The organism is Lentibacillus kapialis (assembly GCF_014646635.1).
In the GTDB taxonomy this organism is placed as follows: Bacteria; Bacillota; Bacilli; order Bacillales; family Amphibacillaceae; genus Lentibacillus; species Lentibacillus kapialis.
Genome location: NZ_BMNQ01000017.1, coordinates 27,334 through 53,105, shown reverse-complemented (window position 1 = coordinate 53,105; position 25,772 = coordinate 27,334). Strand labels below are relative to the sequence as shown.

Here is a 25,772-nt window from a genome sequence, read left to right as displayed (position 1 = left end):
TGCTTGAACTGTGCATCAAATTGCTTCTTATTTTGTGCCATGTGATGATTCCTCCCAGTTTAATTATATTATACTAAACTAGGAAATCTCTCTGTTTGGGTTGTCCGATTATTATTCTATCATCAATTTTCTTCTGTTATTTGCTATTATTTCTTACTTTTATCCTGGACCATTCATGGAGGCAATGAATGGGTTAAACGTGATTTTTGCCTGATTTTCTTAGTGATTATTTAGATTCTGTTAGAGTAACGCCATCTCAACTGCAAAGTATATACTTTGTGTTATCAGTATTAATGTTGGGGTGCTTTCTATATTTTGGGATACAGACTAGAATTGGCTCTTACATTGTTTACACGAAACTTTTATTTGAAAAACTTACATTGACATGTGCATATTTTATATTGGTTAATGTAATTTTAGGCAATTTACAGTTGGCATCTTTCAATCCTTTGACATTAATTATTAATGAGGAATTTTATTCGGTGTATACAATAGTACCTATTATATCTACCTTCCTGGTAACGACTTTATTTGTAAATATTCTTGTGGTGACAGCTCTTAGGTTAATAGACCCCATTCGGTTTAGGGAATAATCTCTGACGACATATGTCAGGTTGGATGAATGCTCAAGGGACACTTTCGTCGTTTTGTCATAATTCTCCAGTATTTAAATGATTTTTGCTTGACGCAGCAAATTAGAAAAAACGATAAATAATAGGGAGGCCAAAATGGATATAGATGAAATTTATATTGACTATTCCCGGGAATATGACAAAGAACTGAATATGGTACATGGCTTTGGAAGTGTCAGTTCCTTTATGGAAGAGGGAATAAATGAACCAATCCACATTGGTAGTATCATATATAATTTTTATAACATGTTTAGTTTTAATCAGGAAAAGGATGCCTTGATTAGTGCCGATGCTGTATCTGGTGATGAGGAATACATCATGTCAACACTATTAAATAATGGTTTTGAATTTGAAGAAGGCGGAGCACTTATTACACTTGATAGAATTGTATTAAAGGAACAATGGGTCAACACCAAAATCTATGGTTGAAATGAATGAGTGAATATAATAGTGAAACTAGCTAGCGGAGGAAAAACACGGAGACTCCTGTGGGAATGCGCAGTGTGAAGACCCCGCAGAAAAAGCGACCTTCTTTTTCGAGGAGGCTGAAGACAAGCCCACGGAAAGCGTCGTGTTTTTCCGAAGCGACTGCTGACGTCAAAATGACATCTAATTTGTCAACCATAGATTTTGGTCAACAGCCGGAACAATATCAAATTGCGAAACTTAATAAGTTCCGACCGCTAACGTATTGTCACCACCCGAATTTTGTCGAATAAGGCACGTCTTCAATCTGGCTGGATGAAAACTGCTATTGAGGTTTTCAGGAAAATAAAAAAGCTGTCAAAGTAGGAACTAGGCTATTTTGTAACGTCAGAAAGTATAAAATATGGATGACTTTATAAGAAAAGCTTCGGCATTCGCTATAAGACGAGGCGAATGCCGAGTTTTTCTAATGACAGCTTTCTAATCTATCAATAATAAATTTCCGCCCCAGGGCCAACCGGAATACCAAGCAGCATCCAGACAAACAGCAAGATAACCCAGCTGATTAAAAATGCCACGGAATATGGAATCATCATCGAAATTAAAGTGCCAATTCCAATCGATTTATCATAGCGCTGTGCAAATGCGATAATCATTGGAAAATATAGTAACAGTGGCGTAATGATATTGGTGACCGAATCTGACAGGCGGTAAATCACAGTTGTGAATTCCGGTGAATAGCCAAGGTTCATCATAATGGGTACAAAAACCGGTGCCAGGATGACCCACTTGGCGGATGAACTGCCAATGAAAAAGTTGATTCCCATCGTAATAAAAATAAATACAAGTATCAATCCAAAACCGTCGAATCCTGTGTTGTTAAGGAATTCGGCCCCTCTAACGGCAAGCACTGTTCCCATGTTTGTTTCCCTGAAATAGGCGATGAACTGCCCTGCTGTAAAGGCGAGTGCAATATACCCGCTCATACTGGCCATTGTTTTTCCCAGGAACTGTGTCAGATCCTTGTCATTCCGGATAACTTTTGTGGTTATACCATAAATTAGTCCCGGAATAAAAAATAAAATGAAAATGACAAAAACAAGTGAATCAAAAAAGGGTGATTCAAGGTATTTTCCGTCGCCTCGCAGTGGTCCAGCTGATAAATAGGCCATGACAACAGCTGTAATCAGGAAGCCTATCCCGGCAAAGCGCATCCCCTTTTTCTCCTGCGCTGACAGTGTAGCGAGCTCCTCTTCCGCAATTTCTCCTTCATATGCCCCAAGTCGCGGTTCAACAATTTTCGTAGTTACCCATGTGCCGACAGCTGTAACCAGGATGATTGATACAGCTGCAAAAAACCAGTTCATGGATACTGCAATAGTTTCTGCATATGCAGGGTCAATCGTTGCCGCAGCCTCCGAAGTAAGTTCGGCCAGGATAGCGTCTGTTGAGGTTAAAAACAGATTTGCGCCAAATCCGCCAGACACCCCGGCAAATGCTGCGGTCAGTCCGGCAAGCGGATGTCTTCCCAGTCCGAGAAACAAAGCCGCACCAAGGGGGGGTAGTACAATATAGCCGGCGTTCACTGCAATACTGGACATTGCCCCAGCAAAAACCAAAGCAGCTGTTAATAGTTTAGCAGGGAAAGAGAATACAGTTCCTTTCAATGCTGCCTGAACCAGTCCTGTTTGTTCTGCTAGTCCAATCCCGAGCATAGTCACTAGCACCGCACCAAGTGGGGCAAAACCGATAAAGTTATCAACAGCATTCTGAAAAATATATTGCAGTCCATCAACTGAAAATAAATTTTGAACCTTGATTACTTCGTCTGATGTAGGATTGGTGACAGAAACCCCGGAGAACAGGGCCGATGCCAGAATAACCATCAGTGCTAATAGGGCAAAAAGTAATAATGGTGAAGGCAACTTATTCCCCAGCCACTCGATTCCATCCAATATGCGAAACAATATTTTTTTTGAACTGGATGTTTGTTCATGTTGAGTTGACATATGTCCCCTCCCTTAACACAAATAATATAATTGGTTATAAAACTACCAAACACCTTAATACCGGTCAATTATTTGGTTTGGGGACTTGTCATTTTTATAAAAAAGAACACTTGTTCTATTACGAAAGTTATGATATAATAGATTCAGAAAAGCATCCCTGTCAAACCTTCATATCATATAAAAGGAAGCGTTGCCATGATACTGACCGAACGTTGTAATAAGAGAGCCCTAAATCACAACGCAATGATTCAAGTTATGGAAGGTCAAGGTGAATACTCAAGGGATAAGAGTGCAAATGACGAAAGCAAACACTCAAAAGTCTCCAAACGTATCTCCTTGGAAAAACTTATGGATTTGAAAGTGGATTATGCCTTCAAGCAATTGTTTGGTAGTGAAAAGAATAAAGAAATGACCGTCATATTTTTAAATGCTATCCTGCAAAAGACTGGCAGAAACCTAGTCAGGGACATTTCATTTGAAAATACAGAACTCGGTGGGGAGTATAGGGATGATAAGCAATCGAGACTGGATCTGTTAGTCGTAACCGATGCTGACGAATGGATTAATATAGAAATTCAATTTACAAACAAATACGATATGATGAAACGCTCCTTGTATTATTGGTCCAAGGCATATGCACATCCACTTGGAAAAGGAATGGCGTATTCTGAGTTGCGACCGGTCATTGCCATCAATATTTTGAATTTTAGCCTTTTCAATGAAACGGAACGCTTCCACAGCTCGTATCATTTATACGACGATGAGAGTCAAGCCAAACTGACGAATGTGATGGAATTTCATTTTATTGAGATATCTAAGTTAATGAAAGACTGGAAACGTGATAAACTGGACCCATGGAATAGCGTGTTAGCAAGATGGTTGCTGTTGCTTGGTATGGTCGATCATAGAAATGGGAAAATCTATCGTGATGTCTATAAAGAACTGGAGGTGATTTCCATGAAAGACGAATCGTTGCGTAAAACCTTTAAAAACTGGGAAGAACTGAGCACGACACAGGAACAGCGATTGATTTACGATTCACGTTTGAAGCAAATCATGGATGAGGAAGCATTCAAACGGAGGATGGAATTGCAAAAGCAAGCGATAGAGCAAGGAGAGCAAAAATTAGAGCAAGGAGAGCAAGAATTAGAGCAAGGAAGGCAAGAATTAGAGCGAGGAAAGCAAGAGTTGGAGCAAAGAAAGCAAGAGTTGGATCAAGGAAAGGGAGAATTAGAGCAAGGAAAGCAAGAATTAGAGCGAGGAGAGCAGGAATTAGAGCAAGGAAAGCAAGAGTTGGATCAAGGAAAGCAAGAATTAGAGCGAGAAAAGCAAGAATTGGAGCAAAGAAAGCAAGCGATAGCGCAAGAAAAGCAAAAAGTGGAACAAAGGAAAAAGGAGCAACAAACGGCAACGGAAACGGAACAAAAGTCGAAAAGAACGGAGCAAAGGTTTAAAGAGGCAGAACAAAAGGAAAAGCGGGCGGAACAAAGCACAAAAGTGGCAATTGCCCGCAATCTTCTGCAAAATGGTATGGAAATGGCGCTTGTTGCAGAATCTACAGGTTTGACTATGGCTGAAGTTACGGACATCCAGCGTGAAGCACATGAATAGGCTGTAGGTTTGGCTGGCTGTCACGTTACGAATTTTGATGAATATTGTCGAATACAACATTTTCGGGTCGTCTTGACTAGATGATGACTATTAAAACAGCATCTGCCATTGAATTCCTGGAACAGAGTAAATGGCAGATGCTGTTTTTACGGGCTATTTATTATGTCTCTCCGCTTAATTTCACCAGTATTTTTGCCTGGGATTTATCACTGAGGAGCGCATCAAATCCTTTGGAAACAATGTCGTCAAGCTCGATATGGTCCGTGATAACAGGGGTGGGATCGATTTGACCGGTCCCCATGAGTGTTATGGTATTTTTGAACACGTCAGGTTCGTACGCCAAAGAGGAAGCCAGGTGAACGCCGCTTCCGGTCAATTGCATCGGTTCAAACTGTATCGGTTTCTCGTAAAGGGCCACAATGGTCATCATACCTCTTGGGCGGGTGACTTCAATTGCCTGATTAAAAGTAGGTTCAACGCCGGCAACTTCAAAAGCCACGTCGACGCCATCGGGATATAGATTGTGTATATAGTCAACAGGGTCCTGTTCGCTTGAATTAACAGTGTGGGTAGCCCCGACTTCTTGTGCTTTTTGCAGGCGTGCATCAGATAAATCAAACGCAAATACTTCTTTGGCACCGGCAGCTTTTGCGGCAATTATGGTTAATAATCCGATTGGTCCGGCTCCAAATACTGCGGCTGTGTCACCGAATCTCATATCGGATTCTTTAATCGCTTGAACAGCTACTGCGGTAGGCTCGACCAATGCCGCATGTTCTAAGGACATGCCTTGTGGCAGTTTAATCGCATGTTTAGCATCAACGACTGCGTGTTTGGCAAATCCACCGTCCGAAGTTAGTCCGATAAACCCAAAACCTTCGTACATATCGACTAATGGATCAGGGTGGTCGCCTTTAGTAATTAACGGGTTGATAGCGACGCGATCGCCTTTTTCAATGTCCTTTACATGGGCGCCTACTTCTTCTATGATACCGGAAAATTCATGTCCCATCGTTAATGGCGCTTGTTTACCTGTCAGTGGATCCGGCTCATTTTCCGGTATCAGGCTTGCTCCAGCGCTATATTCGTGCAAGTCGCTGCCGCAAATACCCGTCCAGGCCACTTTTACTTTCACTTGGTTATCGGCAATGTTAGGCACTGCGCGTTCTTCCACGCGAATATCTTGTTTCCCATGCCATACTGCTGCTTTCATAGAAAAAACCTCCTTGGATGTTTAGTAAATTCCCTCACGTTGCTCTATACCCTTTTTTAGCTTTGGGTACACCAAGGTGCCTATTACCGTATGAATAGTGTCATGTTTTTTCAGTCTGGCTTTACTATTATAATCGAATCGGGAACATAAAACATGTCGCGTGCAGTTTCAACATGGCACTTTTTCTGCTCAGTTCCTGATTATAGTAAAAAGAGCTTTACAGTGATATGATTGAAAAGGTCATTTATTTGTATTCAATTGTTGAAACATCCTGTGGACATATAATATGGTGTCGAGATAAACATATCAAGCGTTAAAAATAAAGGAGGACAGATAAGATGAATGCGACGAATTTATCACGTTTTCATAGAAGATTGATTGTGGCGATTACGTTATCGGCCTCCTTTTTATCTGTTTTGACACAGTTTCTGCTCATCACAGCTTTTCCAAAAATCATGAACGAGTTTGCGATCAACTCGACTGATGTGCAATGGCTGACAACCGGTTATATGTTAACAATCGCCGTTTTGATCCCGATAACGGCTTATTTTATTGATACGTTTAAAACTCGGAATCTGATGATGAGTGCTATGTTGTTATTTTTAATCGGTACATTGATTTGTCTAGTGGCACCTTCTTTCCCCATCCTGCTTGTAGGTCGGATTTTTCAGGGGATGGGTTCAGGCATTATGATACCGCTCATGCAAACGATTTTGTTTCTGATGTATCCCAGGGAAAAAAGAGGATTTGCAATGGGGCTTGCCGGGCTTGTCATTAATGTTGCGCCCGCGGTTGGCCCGCCAATATCCGGTGTCTTGGTCAATTATTTCGACTGGCGTGCTTTATTCCTGTTAACTCTGCCGATTGCAGCGTGTATTCTGCTTTTGGTTTATCTGTATATGCGCAATGTTACAGAACAGCAACCAACGAACATTGATCTGTTATCCATTTTACTGTCATCCGTTGGTTTTGGCGGATTGCTTTATGCTTTCAATCAGGTGGAGGGGAGCGGATTCACTGACCCAGCAACACTTGCCGGTCTGACCGCCGGTGCCGTGGCGCTGGCTTTATTTGTGATTCGGCAGCTGCGGCTTCAGGTACCTATTTTGGAACTGCGCGTACTTAAAGTGCCTGTTTTTGCTCTTGTTGCGTTCATATCCATTCTGGCATTCAGTTTGCTCATATCGACTGAGACCATGCTGCCGATGTATGTGCAAAACGCTCAGCAGCATTCAGCCTTTCTCGGTGGTCTGATTGTGATGCCCGGAGCTTTGACACTCGCTGTCATGTCGTTGTTCGCCGGAAACTTGTTTGATAAATACGGCGGAAAAATCATTGCGCTAATTGGCTTTGTTTTGCTCAGCATAAGCACGCTCGGGTTTCATTTTATTCTTAGTCTTGATACGCCGTTTATTATAACGATGGTATTGTTCATGATGGCTATGGCCGGTGTAGGATTGATCAATATGCCGATTATGACCGCCGGCATCAATGCGTTACCTGATAAACTAATTCCGCATGGGACGGCGGTCATCAATACGGCTCGTCAATTTGGAGGATCGCTGGGATTAACATTCATTATCTCATTTATCAGCAGTGCCGCGGCGGGAGCTGAGACTATGCAGCCCGCTAATTATTTGACCGGCGTGAAAACCGCCTTTTTCGTCGCTTTTTTGTTTGCTATAACGGGCTTGTTTCTCGCTTTATTTTTAGAAAAGAAGAAGCAATCTGCTGGAAATAGATGATTAATATAATGTGGGAAATAGATTATTTTCCCGGAAAGTTGGTGGGGAAGCCATGAATGTTTTTGACAAAACAATCTACCAGTTGATAAATAGTCTATCAGGCCATGTGTTGTGGATCGATTACGTGATGATGTTCATGTCACAGCACGCTATAGAAATATATGCGCTCCTATTTGTGCTGTTTTGGTTTGTGCTTCCACGGTCAAAGCCGCAATCCAGGCATACGCTGGTTATTGCTTTTTTCTCCGGTGTTCTTGCTATTGCCATTAACTTTATAATCGCTCATGTTTGGTTTCGCGAGCGTCCGTTTGTCACATTACCGCCGGATAGTTATGATCAATTGATTCCGCATGAAGCGGATGCGTCTTTTCCAAGTAACCATACATCGGGAAGTTTTGGCTTTGCGGCAGCCTCCTGGGGACAGAATAAATGGATCAGCCGAAGTTTTACGGCCATTGCCATTCTCGTTATGTTTTCCAGAGTTTATACCGGTGTTCACTGGCCGACGGATATTTTAGGCAGCCTTGTTATTGGGACGGTAGCCGCCTTGTTAATGAGAAAGTGCTCAAGGCTTCTGTATCCGCTGACCCGTTTAGGTTTAAAAATTTTTCGTTTGCAGCCGGGAGAAGTTGCTAAGCGTCAGCGTCGTGCAGCACGATGAAACGTAATATGAACGGTCGTAACGTGTGAAATGGTTGATGAACCGGCTGAAGGAAAGGGTATACTTCCTTCAGCCGGTAAATTTTTGTCTTTGAAAGAACGAGCTTAGTGGGCGAGGATGGACATGGGCGCGAGAGCGCAAACATGTTCCCGAGAGCGCAAACATGTTCCGGAGAGCGCAAACATGTTCCGGAGGGCGCAAACATGTTCCCGAGAGCGCAAACATGTTCCGGAGAGCGCAAACATGTTCCCGAGACGACAAACATGGGCGTGATATCGTAAAATATTAGCCCGAAACCCCAACATATGTCGGCTGGGTTTGCCAAATAAAGTGTGTAAGTTAATGGTTACTCACTGTCGGCTAATTCCACCCAATCCGGTACTTTTAATCTGCACAATATGTTCAATTCTTCCTGCCGTTTTTCTGCATAGGAACTTACCGCTTTTAATTCCTTATCCACAAATGCGGGATGTGTCATCACCTCAACGGATGGTGCGTCGATTTTCTTCAATTCATCAAACACATTTTCACCTACACCATCCCCATAAAAATCCAGCCATAATTTGTCAGTTAGAAGGATCCCGGGGTGGGATTGCAGTGAATCAACACGGCGTACAGGCACACCGTATTCGGTTGCGAGCTTTCTGACTGTTTCGTTTAACGGTTCCCAGCCGTGTATATGGTGGTGGCTGTCGATGTGGTGGAGAGGTAGTCCTTTTTGCAAAAATGCCTCGATCTGTGCGCGCCACTCTTTTTCCACGTCGTCAGGGTCTGGTGGTTCCATTTCCCTAAATGTATTCGTGTATTTAAAATACCCATCACGGTCAAGTAATCCCGAGACGGAGTTACTTATGGGCTTTCCCCATGTTAGGACAAGGTGCACCCCGACGTTTAAATTTGGAAGCTTTTTTGCTTGCTGAACGGCATAATCTACTGCACGCCCGTTCATCATCATGGTTGTGGATTGTACAACGCCATGCAAATGGGATTTTATAATGCCGTCGGTTATTCCCTTTGTTAATCCAAAGTCGTCAGCGTTAAATAAAACTTTCATGCCTTACCTCCTCCTGTGGTGTCATTTGTTCATATGGTTGACGGATAATTCCGCTCAATCACAAAGTTCGTTTTATCCCCTCTGAAGTAAGAACGCGAAAATTCAACTTTATTTTCGCTATCATCTTCTGCAATGGTTTCAATGTAAAAACATGGTAGGCCGGGGTCACATTCCAGATAGGTGCTCAAATGTTCATCAGCCAACGTTATTTCGATATGTTCAGTTGTTTTATCAACATGGATGCCGTAGTTTTCTTTTAAAGACCGGTATAATGACGTTTCGGCATGATGCTTTGTGATTCCCGGCGCCATGTTCCATGGGATATAAGCAATTTCATATTGTGTTGGCTGTCCGTTTGCCTTGCGCACTCGCTCAATGCGCTGGATTGGGTCATCCGGATTGACTGTAAGCTCTTGTTGCAGTACGTCATCTGCCGGGACGACTTTTATATCGATTAGGGTTATGTCGGGTTTTTTCCCCTGCACCTTTACCTGATCATTAAAATGATGGACGGTGTTGGAGAGGGTTTGCTGTAACTTTTTGTCAGCAACGAACGTTCCACTTCCCTGCCGTCTGGTTAAGTATCCTTCCATCGTCAGTTGATTAAGTGCCGCTCGGATAGTGGTCCTGCTTGTATTAAACGTTTCACAAAGTTTGACCTCAGTGGGAATTCTTTCGCCTACTTTGTAGTCACCAGCTTTAATTTTATTGAGTATATCACTTTTTATATACGCGTAAAGCGATTGTTTTTTATCCATAATAATCCCCTCAGTTCTTATAGAGGTTGTTCAAAAATTCCGGTAACCATGACACTTCGAATTTCTTCGTTGGCTTGTTTCTCCGTTCCTCGGAAAAGAAAAACACTTTTCCTACGTGCGAAGCGGATTCAGGGCGGCATTATTTGTGTTCATGTATCCAAAGGCATACCCTTTCGCTACTCGAAACTGCGCCGTCTTAAACGTCTTTTTATCCTCCTTTTTGAACACGCATTTATAGCCTGAATTTTACAATACAAATCACATAATAACAACTCACAAAATTGTAATTACAAATTAAAATATTGTATAGACATATTTAGTATTGTATGATACATTTTAAATAATCAAATATTGAAAGCGCTTTTCTAACTTAGAGTAGGGAGATGAAAAAATATGTCGTTAAAAGTAGCCATTATCGGGGGTGGATCAAGCTATACACCAGAGATTATCGAGGGTATTTTAAATCGTTATGACTCTTTTCCCGTGACTGACATTGCACTGGTTGACATAGAGCCCGGCCAGGAAAAGCTCAATATTGTCGGAGAACTGGCTAAAAGAATGATTCAAAAGGCTGGTAAGTCTATTAATCTCACATGTACGCTTGATCGCAGAAAGGCGTTGAAAGGTGCGGATTTTGTTTCCACACAAATTCGTGTTGGCGGTTTGAATGCCCGTGAAAAAGATGAACGTATCCCGCTTCGTCATGGGTATGTTGGGCAGGAGACTAATGGAGCAGGGGGTATTTTTAAAGCTTTTCGAACGATTCCGGTATTACTTGATCTTGCTGAGGATGTTCAGGAAATTTGTCCAAATGCGTGGATCATTAATTTTACAAATCCCGCCGGAATGGTTACCGAAGCGGTTCTCAGACACTCAGCACACAAAAAGGTGATTGGTGTTTGCAACATTCCGTTCAACATGCGTCATTCCGTGGCGGAAATTCTTGAAGTGCCGCCTGAGACTGTGAAAATCGAATTTGTCGGTTTGAACCATTTTGTATTCGGTAAAAAAATTTACGCAGAAGGGATTGACCGGACACAAGAAGTGCTGCAGAAATTAGCAGGCGAAGAACTGGATTATTCACCTGCCAACATTGTTAGTCTCGGATGGTCAAAAACATTCATTGAAGCTATGAATCTTTTACCCAATCCATATCATCAATATTACTTCCAGACACGTGAAGTGCTTGAAAAAGATATACAGGCATTTAGAGAAAATGGAACCCGTGCGGAGAAAGTACACACATTGGAAAAGTCATTATTTGAGTTGTATAAAAATCCGGATTTACAAGAGAAGCCCAAGGAACTGGAAAAAAGAGGAGGTGCTTACTATAGTGATGTGGCCTGTAGTCTGATGGATTCCATTTATAATAACAAAGAGGATATACAGACGGTAAATACTCTCAATAATGGTGCTATACCTGATTTGCCGGATGATTGTGTGATTGAAGTGAACAGTGTCATTACGAAACACGGTCCGCGTCCGATTGCATCAGGCCCGCTGCCATCGACCATACAAGGAAGCATAAGTCAAATGAAAGCATTTGAAGAATTGGTGATTCAAGCAGCTGTAACCGGCAATTATTATGATGCGTACACATCTATGCTTATGAATCCACTGGTAGCTGATGAAAAAGGTAGTAAATTGTTGCTTGATGAGTTGCTGAAGGCGCATAAAGAATATCTACCGCAATTTACGCAAGTTTCGTAGTCTTTAATTTTAAAAAGGGGTGCTGGAAAATGAAAAACATCATGTTAGTTTGCTCAGCAGGAATGTCAACAAGTCTATTGGTGACAAAAATGGAAAAAGCCGCAGAGGAAAAAGGGGAAGAAGTGACTATTTTTGCAGTATCGGAAGCTGAGGCGAGTGATCACTTTGAGGAAATCGATATGTTGTTGCTTGGACCGCAAGTGCGTTTTTTGAAAGATAAACTGGAGAAGAAGCTCGACGCGTACCACGTTCCGGTACAGGTGATTGCAAGTGTTGACTATGGGATGGTGAACGGAGAGAAAGTGCTGGAAAGTGCATTGGAGGAACTGTCCGACTACTAATTTATAGAAGGGGATGCATCATATGAATCGTTTTATCGAATTTATGGAAAAATATTTTGTTCCCATTGCATCCAGGATTGGTTCACAAAGGCATCTCGTTGCGATTCGTGATGGATTCGTAACGATTATGCCGCTTATGATTTTGGGTTCAATGGCGGTACTGATTAATAATTTACCAATTGGACCTTATCAAGATTTTTTGACTAATATTTTCGGCGGAGATGTGTGGAAGCAGTTTGGCGGTAATCTATGGGAAGGCACGTTCCAGATTATATCCATTTTAGTTGCATTTACGATTGCTTATCAGTTGGCGAAATCTTATGACAAAGATGTCCTTTCATCGGGCATTGTCTCGGTTGCATCACTGATTATCATGATGCGGCCCATAGCAGAAGGGGCAGGTCTGCCTATTTCCTGGTCCGGTGCTCAAGGGTTATTCATTGCGATTATAGTGGCCCTTGTATCAACCGAAATTTTCACACGGCTGTTAGGGAATGAGCGTCTGCAGATCAAGATGCCGGAAGGGGTACCACCGGCTGTTTCAAAGTCATTTTCGTCTCTTTTCCCTTCTATGATAACGCTGTCAATCTTTGCGTTGGTTGAAGCGATCTTAATTGGGCTGAATACGCCAGCCGTTCATCAATGGTTTTTTAATCTTATTCAGGCGCCGATATCCCATTTATCCAATACGTTATTCGCGGCGATACTGATTGCTTTGTTAATTCACTTATTGTGGTTCTTTGGTCTGCACGGGTCAAATATGATGGAGCCAATCATGCAGGCAGTTTATTTACCGGCTATTGAGGCAAATGCTGAAGCGTTTAAATCAGGAGCAGAAGTTCCGTACATTGTCACCAAGCCATTTTTTGATGCATTTATGTATTTGGGTGGTACAGGGGCTACACTTGCCTTGATAACAGCTGTCTTGATTGCTGCCAGAAATCACAAACATTATTATCAGGTCTCAAAGTTATCAGCTGCACCTGGACTTTTTAATATTAACGAACCTATTTTATTTGGATATCCGGTTGTGTTAAACCCGATTTTATTCTTGCCATTTCTGCTTACCCCCGTTATTTTAACGGTATTCAGTTATACGATGATATCGATAGGGATCGTACCTAAAACGGTTGCATTTATACCATGGACAACTCCACCTGTGATAGGCGGATTTTTAGCGACGGGATCATGGCGCGGCGGAGCACTTGCAGCGATAAACTTTGTCATTGCAGTTGTCATATACTTGCCATTTGTGAAAATTGCGGCAAGAAACTATCTCCAAAAACAAAACGAAAAGGAATCTGATTAATAACCAGGAGGAATAACGATGGACATGGAACAAGTTATCATGGGAATCATTATGAATAGCGGTGATGCTAAGAGCGATGCCATGGAGGCGATTCAACATGCTAAAAAAAAGGAAGTGGACCGGGCCAATCAATTAATTGAGAGTGCTGAAAACGAATTGAAGGAAGCCCATTCCAAACAGACTGAAATGATACAGGACGAAGCACGTGGTGAGAAGACAGAACTTTCACTGCTTCTGGTTCATGCACAGGATCATCTGATGACGGCAACAACGTTCAAGGATCTGGCAAAAGAATTTGTTGACTTGTATGAGCAGATATAAGACATCGTTCAGTGGGGCATCGATTATGTCGATGCCTTTTTATTATAACGTCAGAAAGTATAAATTATGGATGACCTTATAAAAAGCTTCGGCATTCGCTATAAGGCGAGGCGAATGCAGAGTTTTTCTAACGCCTTACCTTATCATTGTGATGAAGCAAAAAATTTCTTGATTAATTCGATCAAATGCACCACAATCGGTGGCTGGTACCGATTCTTATCATAGGCAAGGTAAACAATCCGTGAAATACCGGTGCCACTAATGCGCTTTATCGTGCAGTCCGTTTGCCTCGCGTACGAGACATAGTTTTCCGGGACTATGGTAATGCCCAGTCCGTCCTCTACAAGGCGGCATCCCGTTTCGAACCGTTCAATTTCATATTGAATATTTGGTTTGACGCTTGCTTTGCTGAAGGCATTCAGAGTGTCCTGTCGTGTTTGAAACCCCTCTTTGCAGACGATGAAATTTTCCCCCTCTAAATCTTGCATGTTTAGCATATCCCGTTGGCCCAAGGCATGACCGGGCGGAAGGAGTGCTACTAAATTTTCCTCATAAATAGGGATAGTTTCGATGGCTTCCTGATGAATGTACTGGTTGGTAATAGCCAGGTGTATCTCAAAATTATTGAGTGCTTTTTCGACATCATCCAGGCTCAGTGTTTCAATCAGGCTAATACGAACATTTTCGTGTGATTGTTTAAATTGTGTCAGAACATCGGGGATAAAAAACATTGATGATTCAATCAGCCCGATAGCCAGTTCAAGCGGTCCCTGCTGTTTGAGGCGATCCATCTCACATGAGACGTGTTCATAGTGGTGAAGCAGTTTTTGAGCCTCTTGATAGAGCGTTTGTCCCTCTCTGGTCAGCCGAAGCTCGCGTTCTGACCGGTCAATGAGTATCAGACCAAGTTCTTCCTCGAGTTTTTTAACCGAAGCGCTCAGGGAAGGCTGTGAAATATGCAGGTTGTTGGCCGCACGTGTATAGTTCTTTTCATCGGCTATTGTGATAAAATACGTTAACTGCCGGATATCCACTGTTTTCTCCTCCATAGACAAAAGCTATCAAACAATAAAAACTGAGTATTAGAAATTATACCATAAATGAATTACACTATTAACGAAAGGTGTTATTTTCAGAATAATTGAAGCAGAGTAATGAGGTGGTTCGTCATTTATACATTAACAGATCAACAGCTTTGGACCGGCAGGGTGGACGATGCCTCTAACCCGGCACAATTCCGTTTTCATCAGGTCGTTTCGGTGAAGGATTTGGATGATTTGGAGGCAGGTTACTATAGATTTGGCATTATCGGTTTTGTCAGTGATGAAGGGGTCAGGAGAAATAAAGGTCGGCAAGGTGCAGCTCAAGGGCCTGATTCCATTCGTGAGCAATTAGCGAAATTGCCCTATCATCTGGGTGAAGGGATCACATCCGTTGATACCGGCAATGTGCATTGTGAAGGTCGCGCGCTTGAAGAAGCACAGGTGCAGCTGGGCCAGCATACAGCACACATATTAAATAAACATACGACACCGATCATACTTGGCGGCGGGCACGAAACGCTGTATGGGCATTATCTTGGAGTTAGGGAATATATGGGCCCGGACAAAACGATCGGAATCATTAACATTGATGCGCATTTTGACATGCGGGATGACCCGGAGCCATCATCCGGTACGATGTTTAAACAGATTTTGGAAACGGATGACCAGGCTGGTTATCTGTGTCTGGGTATTCAGGAATTCGGCAATACGCAAGCCTTGTTTACAACAGCCCGTGAACTTGGGTGTGACTATATTTTGGAACAAGATATCGATGCCAATGATTATCAGGATACATTTGCAATGATTGATGTGTTCTCCAAGCGGCATGACGCGATCATTATGACACTCTGTACCGACTCGATTGCAGCATATGCGGCACCGGGTGTGAGTGCGCCGTCGCCGTTGGGCTTGGACCCGAAAACGGTGAAAAGCCTATTAACCTATGTGGCGGGTAAACGCAATGTCATCAGTTTTGATATTTCAGAGGTGAATCCGCTTGTTGATGAAAGTCACAAGACCGTTAAACTTGCTGCCAACCTTGTTGCCGAAACCATGCGGGCACTTCATCAATAGTTACTATTTGAAAGCGTTTTAATAATTTTGAAGGGGATGATGACATGACGGGAAAAACAAAAGGGCCGGTCGAACAATATCACGGGACAGAATTGCATACAAAAGGATGGCTGCAGGAAGCGGCGCTCAGGATGCTGCACAATAATCTCAATCCGGAAGTAGCGGAAAATCCGGATGAACTCGTCGTATATGGCGGTATTGGAAAAGCGGCACGCAACTGGGAAAGCTATGAAGCTATTGTCAGGGAACTGAAGCGCCTGGAACATGACGAGACCCTCCTTGTGCAATCAGGTAAACCAGTGGCGGTGTTCCGCTCGCATGAGGATGCGCCGAAAGTGTTGATTGCCAATTCCAATTTGGTCCCGGCATGGGCGAACTGGGATCATTTCAATGAGCTTGATCAGAAAGGGCTGATGATGTATGGACAGATGACAGCTGGCAGCTGGATCTATATTGGCAGTCAGGGCATTGTGCAGGGAACATATGAAACGTTTGCCGAATGTGCCCGGCAGCATTTTGACGGCAGTTTGAAAGGTACGATCACGCTGACAGCAGGACTCGGTGGCATGGGTGGTGCGCAGCCGCTCGCGGTAACGCTGAATGAGGGTGTCTGTATCGCGGTGGAAGTGGATCAGCATCGGATTAATCGCCGCCTGGAAACAAACTACCTGGATACGCAAGCGGATGATCTGGACCACGCACTGCAACTGGCACGGGAGGCGCGTGATGCAGGCACCGTTCTCTCAATCGGACTGCTCGGCAATGCATCGGAAATGTTGCCGGACATGATTGCCAGAGAATTCATCCCGGATGTGTTGACCGATCAGACATCAGCTCATGATCCGAAGAACGGTTACGTGCCCATCGATATGACATTAGAAGGGGCGGCAACATTACGGAAAAAAGACGCAGCCAATTATACCGCATTGTCGCGTAAAAGTATCGCCCGGCACGTGGAAGCGATGCTCACCATGCAGGAAAAGGGTGCTATTACATTTGACTATGGCAACAATATTCGTCAAATTGCCAAGGATGAAGGCGTCACCAACGCATTTGATTTCCCCGGATTTGTTCCGGCATATATCCGACCACAATTTTGCGAAGGCAAGGGGCCGTTCCGCTGGGTTGCTCTATCCGGTGACCCGGAAGATATTTATAAGACAGATGATGTGATTTTGCGTGAGTTCAGCTATAATGAATCACTCTGCAATTGGATCCGCATGGCACGGGATAAAATCAGTTTTCAAGGTCTGCCGTCCCGGATTTGCTGGCTTGGTTACGGCGAACGTGCGCACTTTGGGAAAATCATCAATAATATGGTCGCAAGCGGTGAATTAAAAGCACCGATTGTCATCGGGCGCGATCACTTGGATTCGGGATCGGTTGCCTCGCCAAACCGGGAAACGGAAGGCATGAAGGATGGTAGTGATGCAGTAGCGGATTGGCCGATTTTAAATGCTCTTATCAACAGTGTTGGCGGCGCCAGCTGGGTAAGTGTTCATCATGGCGGTGGTGTCGGCATGGGCTATTCGCTGCACGTCGGAATGGTCATCGTGGCAGACGGCACAAAAGATGCAGAAGTCCGCCTGGAAAGAGTTTTGACAACCGATCCGGGTATGGGAGTAGCCCGGCATGTGGATGCAGGTTATGAACTGGCAGAGGAAACAGCACGCACAAAAGGCGTCCGGATTCCAATGCTGAATAATAAAGCGGAGCGGTAAGACGTGGTTGCTGCTGCTAGGATGAGAATAGAATCGCTGTAGATTGGCTGAGAATCGCTGTAGTATACACAAAAATCGCTGTAGTTAGAGCGGGAATCGCTATAGATAGACATTCGTTAAAATAACCACCCGGCAGCAAATTAAGTATGGAGCAAAAGAAGGAGGTAGAACTATGGCATCATCGTTACTCATTAAAAACGCATCCCAGGTTGTGACGATGGCTGGCAAAACAGAAAAGCCGGCCCGACAAAATGCGATGCAGCAATTGAACGTGATAGAGAATGGCAGTGTACTTGTGGTGGACGGCAAAATCAAGGGGGTCGGGAAGCTGGAAGAACTAAAACAGCGATACAAAGACGATAGTGCCGCTGCTGAGGTTGTGGATGCCACGGGTAAGACAGTCACACCGGGCCTTATTGACCCGCATACGCATCTGGTCCATGCGGGCACTCGGGAAAATGAATATGCGATGCGGTTGAAAGGTCAGTCGTATATGGAAATTATGAATGCTGGCGGCGGTATCCATGCGACCACAAGGGCAACACGGGAAGCCGGTTTTGATCAGCTGCATGAAGAATCCAAGCAACGTCTTGATACCTTTTTCCAATACGGCGTAACAACTGTGGAAGCTAAAAGCGGATATGGTTTGTCACTGGAGCATGAATTGAAACAATTGGAAGTTGCCGCTAAGCTGAACGAGGATCATGCGATGGACATTGTTTCCACATTTATGGGAGCACATGCCGTTCCTGTTGATGAAAAAGAGAATCCGGAGCCATTTGTCAGCCGGGTAATTGAGGAGATGATTCCGGAAGTGGCGCGGCGCAAATTGGCTGACTTTAATGATGTCTTTTGCGAGCGCGGGGTTTTTACGCCAGATCAGTCACGACGGATTTTGGAAGCCGGTAAAGCGCATGGGCTCGTACCGAAAATTCACGCTGATGAAATTGAACCGTATGGCGGTGCTGAACTGGCTGCGGAAGTTGGAGCTATTTCGGCAGATCATCTGTTGAAGGCTTCTGAGGAAGGTATCGGCAAAATGGCCGGAAATAATGTCATAGGTGTGTTGCTGCCTGGTACGGCATTTTTCTTAATGGCCGAGTATGCCAATGCGCGAAAAATGATTGACAGCGGTGTGCCGGTCGCCTTGTCCACCGATGCCAATCCAGGTTCGTCCCCGACGTTGTCATTGCAGTTCATTATGAATTTGGGTTGTTTGAAAATGGGCATGACTCCCGAAGAAGTGCTGAGTGCAACAACAATCAATGCCGCCCATGCGATTAACCGTGCCGACACAATCGGCAGCTTGGAGGTAGGAAAACAAGCGGATATCGCCATTTTTGATGTGCCGAACTACTTAATGCTGTCGTATAATTATGGCATGAACCATATTGATGGGGTTGTGAAAAGAGGGCAATTCGTAGTCGCTGGAGGACAATTGGAAAACTAAACGCTTGGGAGGGCTGATCTGAAAAACGAAAACATGGGCGCGCGAACGGGAATTATGTTCCGGAGAGTTGAAACATGGGCGCGCGAACGGAAACATGTTCCCGAGAGCCGAAACATGGGCGCGCGAACGGGAATATGTTCCGGAGAGCTGAAACATGGGCGCGCGAATGGAAACATGTTCCCGAAATTCCAATCTATCCAGCGCTGCTACTATAATGCCTGAAACTACCATAATCCAAAGAAACAGCAGTTCCTCATCAGGAAATGCTGTTTCAAGTTTTATAGAGAGATAGGCGGTATTTCCTATCTAAGCAATTCGGTCGATTTCCTCTTTCATCCGTTTATTCGCATGCTGGGCGCCATATTTCCCCATGGACACTTTGTACAGGACAAAGCCTAGTATGGCCCACAGACCAATAATTGCCCATTCGTACGGCCAAACAAGTGCTGATGGCATGCCCGGCATATATAGAATGCCAATACCGATTGACATGACGACGGCAATCCAGCCGATGGAGGTGCCGCCGGAGAGTCTGAACGGACGCTTCATCTCTGGATCTTTTTTGCGCAGAATAATAAACGAGAGGGCAACCATCATCCATGCAACAACGAGACCAAGTCCACCTGCATTAACGAACCACTCAAGTGCAGGACGTCCCAGAAGCGGAGAAGCGGTGGACAGAACAGCGATCAGTATAATAGCTTTGTGCGGTGTATTGTATTTTGGGTGCAGTTCACCTAATGATTTAGGAAGCATACCTGCTCTGGCAAGTGCATATATGGCGCGGCTGCCTCCGACGTAAAAGCCAAGCCAGCTTGTTAATATACCGCCTATGCCGCCTAATACGAGAAAGTTACCCATCAGTCGGCTGTCGCTAAATGCTTTCGCCATGGCATCAGCGGTTACCAGATTCGATTCGTTCAGTTCGGCCGCACTCAGCATCCGGGATACGCCAAAAATAACGGCCACATACCATAGTACAGCAAGAAGCACCGAGAAAATCAGCAGCTGTCCGATTCGTTTCTGCGGGACATTGATTTCTTCGGCTGCCTGCGGGATGACATCAAATCCAACAAACATAAATGGTGTCATGATAATGACTGTCATAATGCCTGCTGAGCCTGCTGCAACAAACGGCTCCATAGTTTCCACGCTGCCGCTCGCCGTGCCGCCGGTGATCAGCAGAACACCGGCAGCAAGAATCAGCCCCGTTAAAATCACTGTAATCGATGACGTCAGTTTAATTCCCCGGTAATTGACCCATGCAACGATAATAGACCCAATAATGCCGACTCCAGCCCACGTAACCGTGACATCCCAACCTGCCAGTGTATACAAATAACCTTGACTGTAATTTGGCGTTAGATATTCGAAGACGGTGGGCAATGCAACGGCTTCAAATGCTATAACCGATACATAACCGAGTATGACGGCCCATGTTGCAATGAACGAGGCTGTCCGTCCCATCGCTTTAAATGAATAGACAAGTTCCCCGCCGGCAAGCGGCAGGGCAGAGGCTAATTCAGCATATGTCAGTCCAATTAGCACAACAAGCAAACCACCAATCAGAAATGCCAGGATCGCACCAAGAGATCCGGCTTCCGTCACCCATAAACCGGCTGTGACCACCCATCCCCAGCCAATCATAGCGCCAAAAGCAAGCGCAATAACATCTTTATTGCCCAGAATCTTCAGCAGTTTTCGGTCTTTCATTGTAATCCTCCTCATCTTTGACTCATCCATGTAAAAAGGTGATCAATGCACTGTAAGACGGTGGAGTCATTGATCCAATTTGGGCACGTTTTTTGTCGTCATCACGATAATCGTTCCCTCCTAAAAGTAATCGCTTTCAACAGTCCGTACACAAGGGTCGCTGAACGTTTTCTTTAAGTGTTCAGGCAGTTCGCGTTTCTTTGCAGAAGAATCACTGATAAAATGCGAAATAGCCTAGATGAAATAGCTTTTCCGCTCGACCGTATAAATGTAGTCTTCCGCAAAGCGGCTGCATGGGCCAACTCCCTTTTAGACGGTAGCTTACTATCCACAGAAACATTGTGTTCCAATATAAAGTGCTTTACTGTTTCATAAATTTGCTTATAAATATAATCGGCATTTTGTCGTTTATCAATATGAAATGTAATCAAATACCATTACTCTGGTCGTTATTTATTTGAATTCTGGTACTTTTCATTATACCAATCAGGTTTCATACTAGTCTATAAATTCACATAATACAGTATAAAGGCTGTTAAGAGATGGTTATCTTTTTCGCATATTGAAACCGATGTTTCCAAATTTCCGTTTCATGAATGGACAAAAAGCCAGCAAACAGCCATCAAATATCATAAACAGGCGTTATCTGAGATAGCGCATTCCCAAGGGTCTTATACCGTCCGAAAGGCCATTTCCGATCTAATCGCTCTAACGCGCGGTGTCATTTGCGAACCTGAACAAATCGTCATCAACTCAGGGACGCAGCCACGGCAGAAGCGCCCGAACATCGGCAGAAGAGCGGGAACATCAGCAGAAGAGCGGGAACATCAGCAGAAGAGCGGGAACATCGGCAGAAGAGCGGGAACATCGGCAGAAGAGCGGCAACATCGGCAGAAGAGCGGGAACATCGGCAGAAGAGCGGGAACATCAGCAGAAGAGCGGCAACATCAGCAGAAGCGCGGCAACATCAGCAGAAGCGCCCGAACATCGGCAGAAGCGCGGGAACATCAGCAGAAGCGCGGGAACATCGGCAGAAGAGCGGGAACATCGGCAGAAGCGCGGGAACATCGGCAGAAGCGCGGCAACATCGGCAGAAGCGCTATCGAGCTGGATAAAGAAGGGATTGTGATCAATGACATAGAAGCAGCGGATCCTGAATTTCTGTTTATCACTCCTTCACACCAGTTTCCAACTGGTAATATCATGCCGATATCCAGACGAATTGAATTGTTAAATTGGGCTGCCACCGGTAAGAATCGCTATATTATAGAAGATGATTATGACAGTGAATTCAAATATGGCACAGATAATATTCCATCCTTGCAGAGCCTCGACCGAACTCAGCGTGTCATCTACTTCGGTGCTTTTTCTAAAACATTGCTGCCAAGCTTTCGAATCAGTTATATGGTCTTGCCGCCTGACCTACTTGAATTATATCAACATAACTATTCCGACCGGATACAAGGATGCAGTTCGCTTCAATTATATACGCTGCATTATTTTATTGAGAGTGGTGACTATGCCAAACACATTAAGCGGATGAATCAGCATTATAATAAGAAGCGAAAACAATTAGTAAATGAGCTCCATTTAAGGTTTCAGCACAAGGTGAGAATTCAGGATGTGCCGGCCGGTCTTCATTTTCTGGCTGAGTTTGATACAGATAAAAGCTATAACGCCATAAGAACAAAGGCAATAGAGGAAAAGCTTGAAATCTATACGCTCGAACACTTTTTACTGAAGAAAGATGACAGACACCCGGAATATAACCAAATCGTTATGGGCTTTGCAAATATTCAGGAAGACGACATAAGCGAGGCAGTCGATCGTTTATACCGGGGGGTTTGTTAGGATTTGCCGCTTTTCGCACTATTGAGTTGAATATGGTTGGAACGGCGGCTTGGTGATTGGATGAAGAGAGAAGGCGCGTGCCTCATTTTGAGCGACACGCGCCTTCTTTTTTTCTGTATTGTTTTGGAAAACCTGGACAAAATATAGATATTAATGGAACTTTTATATCGATGATGGTTAGGAGGAAGATGATATGGCAGATGACGGTCAGGAAAAAACCGATGAAAGCCGACGCAGATTTATTAAGAATACAGGGATGGTAGCTGGAGGTGTTGTTGGTGGTTCGTTATTTGGCGGTCTTTTAACAAGCCAATTTCAGGATGATTCTGATACGCAAACCAAGAATAAGGAAGCTACCCAATCTTTACAGGAAGCGCGAACATTTTTCAGTCGTAAAGAAGACTTTGAAACATTGGCAGCCGCGACGGAACGTATTCTTCCCAAAGACGACGAAGGTCCGGGTGCGATTGAGTTAGGAGTTCCATATTTCATTGATAAGCAATTGAGTGGATCTTGGGGAACCAATGCGAAAGCTTACATGAAAGATCCCTTTTATCAAAATAGACAGACGCAAAAATATCAGCATATGGATACCAAACAGGATAAGTCAGGGCCCAATACAAGTACGCAAGCGCCGTCACGCACCCCGAGATACCAAACAAGACTGAACAGGGGTGATATTTACATTCAGGGGCTTAGACGAATGAATGAAGTCAGTCAGAAAAAATTCGATAACAAATTTACTGATCTTGAAGTTGACCAGCAGGATGACGTACTGCAGGCGTTTGATAATGGGGAAATTGATATGAAAGGCGTGGCGGGCATCACGTTTTTCAATCTTCTGCGGCAAATGACGCTGGAAGGCGCCTTTTCTGATCCGGTATATGGCGGCAATCGAAATATGATGGGCTGGAAAATGAAGGAATATCCAGGACCGCGCATGAGTTATACGAAGCAAGTGACAAGTGATGAATTTGTCAAAATGGAACCTAAAAGCTTGCGGGATTATCAATCATGATAGGAGGTAGCAGACATGGCGAAAAAACTGGATAAAGTGGATGTCGTTGTCGTTGGAACAGGCTGGGCAGGTGGTGTCATATCTGCTGAACTGGCCAAAGCCGGTAAGAAAGTGGTAGCCATGGAACGAGGGGACAAGAAAAATATAGAGGATTATACAGGTGTTAAAGATGAACTGCGCTTTATGAATCGCTATCAAATGATGCAGGATTTGTCACATGAAACCATTACGTCCCGCAACACCATGGATGAACAAGCATTACCGGTCAGAACCCGGGATGAAATGATGGCGGGAACCGATACCGGCGGGGGCGGCGTCCACTGGGCAGGAGCCGTTTACCGCTATACACCATATGATTTTGAAATATACAGCAAGACGGTGGATCGTTACGGAAAGGACAAAATACCGGACGGCATGACGATTCAGGACTGGGGAATTACGTATGATGAAATGGAGACATACTATGATCGCTTTGAAAAGACGGCCGGTATTTCAGGAGAAGCGGATCCATTGGGACCGGAGCGCTCGAATGAGTACCCGAATCCACCGTTGAAAGAATCACGGCCTGTCCGGCTGTTCAAGGATGCCGCGAAGGAATTAGGCTATCATCCCTATCAGGTCGCATCGGCTAACGTCTCACAGCAATACGAAAATCCTGATGGCGAAACACTTAATGCTTGTATGTATTGCGCTTTTTGCCATTATTATGGTTGTGACTTTGGTGCTAAATCGGATCCGCTGATGACTGTCATCCCGACCGCTCAAAAACACGATAATTTCGAACTGCGGACGCAAGCCTACGTTCGCCGCGTGCTTTATGATGGCGGCAATAAAGCAAAAGGTGTGATGTATGTCGATACAGAAACCGGTCAGGAATTTGAACAGCCGGCCGATGTCGTTGTCTTGGCCGCATTCACTTTCACCAATAATCGTCTGTTAATGTTGTCGGAGATAGGCAAACCGTATAACCCGGAATCCCGAACAGGGGTTATCGGCAAAAATTTCAATGGGCAGATGAATATTACCTTTCTGGGAGCCAGAGGCTTTTTCAAAGATAAGAAATTCAATCTCTACGGGGGCGCGGGCGCACTCGGCGGAACCATGAGCGATTTTGCCGCTGATAATTTTGACCATTCGGATGTCGATTTCATTAATGGTGGTGCCATTGAACTCAGACAGTATGGAGAAGGGGCTATCACAAGCAACCGTGTTCCAAAAGACACCCCTAATTGGGGATCTGAATTCAAGAAAAATGCGAACTTTTATGCATACCGGAACCTGACAACCTGGTATACATCAGCGATCATGTCATGGTGGCATAATTATATGGACTTGGATCCGACCTATAAAGATGATTTCGGTGATCCGTTGCTCCGTGTAACCAATAAATATACTGACCAGGATCGGAACATCGCCAAATTCGGTATCGAAAAATGCACGGAAATTATGGAAAAAATGGGTGCAGATATAATTGATAAGGATGACATTCCGAAAGAGTTTGATCATATATACCAAGGTGGCCATTATGCAGGTGGTGTCATTATGGGTGATGATCCGGAAACGTCCGCTGTCAACAATTATCTGCAAATGTGGGATGTGGACAACCTTTTTGTGGTCGGCGGATCGGCATTTCCGCACTTTCCGGGACACCACCCGACGGTCACGATCGGGTCACTCGCATACCGGGCAGCTGAGGGCATTGAAAAATATCTCAAAAACGGCGGTCAGCTCGTAAAAGGAAAACAGAACGCCTAAGATTTGGCCGCTGAACCGGGGAATATCTTATGTATAGATGAGGTGACGTGATGGGAATAGCGAATATTGGGATACCGGGTTTGATTTTAATCGTGACATTGGCTCTGATCATTTTCGGTCCGAAAAAACTGCCTGAAATCGGTAAGGCAACCGGACAAACATTGCGGGAGTTCAAAAGCTCGGCCAATGATCTGATGACGGATAGCGATGAATCAGCGCGTGATTCCGATGAAAAAGAGCGGTGACGGTGAATGCTATAAGGTTAGAAATGCAAAGGAAGCATGGAGTGTTCTGAATTCAGGAGGAGCCCCATGCTTCTTTTAATGGTTCATCTTACAGTAAGAATGTTTAAAATAA

22 protein-coding genes are annotated in these 25,772 nt (G+C 44.3%); 16 read left to right on the top strand and 6 right to left on the bottom strand.

Going from position 1 to position 25,772, the window contains the following annotated elements:
• Positions 1-728: 728 nt before the first annotated feature.
• A complete protein-coding gene (locus IEW67_RS08135; protein ID WP_188632567.1) occupies positions 729-1,061 on the top strand; it encodes a hypothetical protein in 333 nt (110 codons plus the stop codon).
• Positions 1,062-1,546: 485 nt separating this feature from the next.
• Here IEW67_RS08135 and IEW67_RS08130 read toward each other — a convergent pair whose 3' ends face one another.
• Positions 1,547-3,067: an AbgT family transporter gene (locus IEW67_RS08130; RefSeq protein ID WP_188632566.1), complete on the bottom strand. Its 1,521-nt coding sequence runs from the start codon at positions 3,065-3,067 to the stop codon at positions 1,547-1,549.
• A 195-nt stretch (positions 3,068-3,262) separates the two neighbouring features.
• Between IEW67_RS08130 and IEW67_RS18140 the strand changes: the two genes are divergently transcribed.
• Positions 3,263-4,678 carry an Rpn family recombination-promoting nuclease/putative transposase gene (locus IEW67_RS18140; RefSeq protein WP_229671706.1) on the top strand — a complete coding sequence of 472 codons (1,416 nt, stop codon included), beginning with the start codon at positions 3,263-3,265 and terminating at the stop codon, positions 4,676-4,678.
• 160 nt (positions 4,679-4,838) lie between these two features.
• Here the strand turns inward: IEW67_RS18140 and IEW67_RS08120 are convergent, their stop codons facing one another.
• Positions 4,839-5,891, bottom strand: coding sequence for a 2,3-butanediol dehydrogenase (locus IEW67_RS08120; RefSeq protein WP_188632565.1), 1,053 nt, complete (start codon positions 5,889-5,891; stop codon positions 4,839-4,841).
• A 338-nt stretch (positions 5,892-6,229) separates the two neighbouring features.
• Here IEW67_RS08120 and IEW67_RS08115 point away from each other — a divergent pair, with 338 nt between their 5' ends.
• Positions 6,230-7,636: an MDR family MFS transporter gene (locus tag IEW67_RS08115; RefSeq protein ID WP_188632564.1), complete on the top strand. Its 1,407-nt coding sequence runs from the start codon at positions 6,230-6,232 to the stop codon at positions 7,634-7,636.
• 52 nt (positions 7,637-7,688) lie between these two features.
• Positions 7,689-8,297 carry a phosphatase PAP2 family protein gene (locus IEW67_RS08110; protein ID WP_188632563.1) on the top strand — a complete coding sequence of 203 codons (609 nt, stop codon included), beginning with the start codon at positions 7,689-7,691 and terminating at the stop codon, positions 8,295-8,297.
• A gap of 346 nt (positions 8,298-8,643) precedes the next feature.
• On the opposite strand, the gene chbG is transcribed toward IEW67_RS08110, so the two are convergent.
• Both chbG and IEW67_RS08100 read right to left on the bottom strand, forming a co-directional pair.
• Positions 8,644-9,351 carry a chitin disaccharide deacetylase gene (gene chbG, locus IEW67_RS08105; RefSeq protein WP_188632562.1) on the bottom strand — a complete coding sequence of 236 codons (708 nt, stop codon included), beginning with the start codon at positions 9,349-9,351 and terminating at the stop codon, positions 8,644-8,646.
• A gap of 29 nt (positions 9,352-9,380) precedes the next feature.
• Complete coding sequence (locus tag IEW67_RS08100) at positions 9,381-10,109, bottom strand: GntR family transcriptional regulator (protein ID WP_188632561.1); 729 nt, start codon at positions 10,107-10,109, stop codon at positions 9,381-9,383.
• A 393-nt stretch (positions 10,110-10,502) separates the two neighbouring features.
• Between IEW67_RS08100 and IEW67_RS08095 the strand changes: the two genes are divergently transcribed.
• The 4 genes from IEW67_RS08095 to IEW67_RS08080 are packed head-to-tail and all read left to right on the top strand — an operon-like array spanning position 10,503 to position 13,790.
• A complete protein-coding gene (locus IEW67_RS08095) occupies positions 10,503-11,819 on the top strand; it encodes a 6-phospho-beta-glucosidase (protein WP_188632560.1) in 1,317 nt (438 codons plus the stop codon).
• 29 nt (positions 11,820-11,848) lie between these two features.
• Positions 11,849-12,160, top strand: coding sequence for a PTS sugar transporter subunit IIB (locus IEW67_RS08090; protein ID WP_188632559.1), 312 nt, complete (start codon positions 11,849-11,851; stop codon positions 12,158-12,160).
• A gap of 22 nt (positions 12,161-12,182) precedes the next feature.
• On the top strand, positions 12,183-13,469 hold the full coding sequence (locus tag IEW67_RS08085; protein ID WP_188632558.1) for a PTS sugar transporter subunit IIC: 1,287 nt from the start codon (positions 12,183-12,185) through the stop codon (positions 13,467-13,469).
• Between the two features lie 18 nt (positions 13,470-13,487).
• A complete protein-coding gene (locus tag IEW67_RS08080) occupies positions 13,488-13,790 on the top strand; it encodes a PTS lactose/cellobiose transporter subunit IIA (RefSeq protein ID WP_188632557.1) in 303 nt (100 codons plus the stop codon).
• Positions 13,791-13,933: 143 nt separating this feature from the next.
• Here IEW67_RS08080 and IEW67_RS08075 read toward each other — a convergent pair whose 3' ends face one another.
• The gene (locus IEW67_RS08075; RefSeq protein ID WP_188632556.1) at positions 13,934-14,824 is read right to left on the bottom strand and encodes a LysR family transcriptional regulator; all 891 of its coding nucleotides are present in this window, start codon (positions 14,822-14,824) and stop codon (positions 13,934-13,936) included.
• Positions 14,825-14,944: 120 nt separating this feature from the next.
• Here IEW67_RS08075 and hutG point away from each other — a divergent pair, with 120 nt between their 5' ends.
• The 3 genes from hutG (at position 14,945) to hutI (ending at position 19,078) form a co-directional block, all read left to right on the top strand.
• Positions 14,945-15,907: a formimidoylglutamase gene (gene hutG, locus IEW67_RS08070; protein ID WP_188632555.1), complete on the top strand. Its 963-nt coding sequence runs from the start codon at positions 14,945-14,947 to the stop codon at positions 15,905-15,907.
• Positions 15,908-15,951: 44 nt separating this feature from the next.
• Positions 15,952-17,628: a urocanate hydratase gene (gene hutU / locus IEW67_RS08065; protein ID WP_188632554.1), complete on the top strand. Its 1,677-nt coding sequence runs from the start codon at positions 15,952-15,954 to the stop codon at positions 17,626-17,628.
• Positions 17,629-17,800: 172 nt separating this feature from the next.
• Entirely contained in the window at positions 17,801-19,078 is a 1,278-nt protein-coding gene (hutI, locus tag IEW67_RS08060) for an imidazolonepropionase (RefSeq protein ID WP_188632553.1), read from the top strand.
• 306 nt (positions 19,079-19,384) lie between these two features.
• Here hutI and IEW67_RS08055 read toward each other — a convergent pair whose 3' ends face one another.
• Complete coding sequence (locus IEW67_RS08055; protein WP_188632552.1) at positions 19,385-20,791, bottom strand: APC family permease; 1,407 nt, start codon at positions 20,789-20,791, stop codon at positions 19,385-19,387.
• Between the two features lie 718 nt (positions 20,792-21,509).
• On the opposite strand from IEW67_RS08055, the gene IEW67_RS18135 reads away from it, so the two are divergent.
• The 5 genes from IEW67_RS18135 (at position 21,510) to IEW67_RS08035 (ending at position 25,660) form a co-directional block, all read left to right on the top strand.
• Complete coding sequence (locus IEW67_RS18135; RefSeq protein WP_229671705.1) at positions 21,510-21,920, top strand: hypothetical protein; 411 nt, start codon at positions 21,510-21,512, stop codon at positions 21,918-21,920.
• Positions 21,917-22,642 carry an aminotransferase-like domain-containing protein gene (locus IEW67_RS18130; protein ID WP_229671704.1) on the top strand — a complete coding sequence of 242 codons (726 nt, stop codon included), beginning with the start codon at positions 21,917-21,919 and terminating at the stop codon, positions 22,640-22,642. The genes IEW67_RS18135 and IEW67_RS18130 overlap by 4 nt, the downstream gene beginning before the upstream one ends.
• 193 nt (positions 22,643-22,835) lie before the next feature.
• Entirely contained in the window at positions 22,836-23,660 is an 825-nt protein-coding gene (locus IEW67_RS08045) for a gluconate 2-dehydrogenase subunit 3 family protein (RefSeq protein ID WP_188632551.1), read from the top strand.
• Between the two features lie 15 nt (positions 23,661-23,675).
• Complete coding sequence (locus tag IEW67_RS08040; RefSeq protein WP_188632550.1) at positions 23,676-25,415, top strand: GMC family oxidoreductase; 1,740 nt, start codon at positions 23,676-23,678, stop codon at positions 25,413-25,415.
• 50 nt (positions 25,416-25,465) lie between these two features.
• Complete coding sequence (locus IEW67_RS08035; protein WP_188632549.1) at positions 25,466-25,660, top strand: twin-arginine translocase TatA/TatE family subunit; 195 nt, start codon at positions 25,466-25,468, stop codon at positions 25,658-25,660.
• Positions 25,661-25,772: the final 112 nt, after the last annotated feature.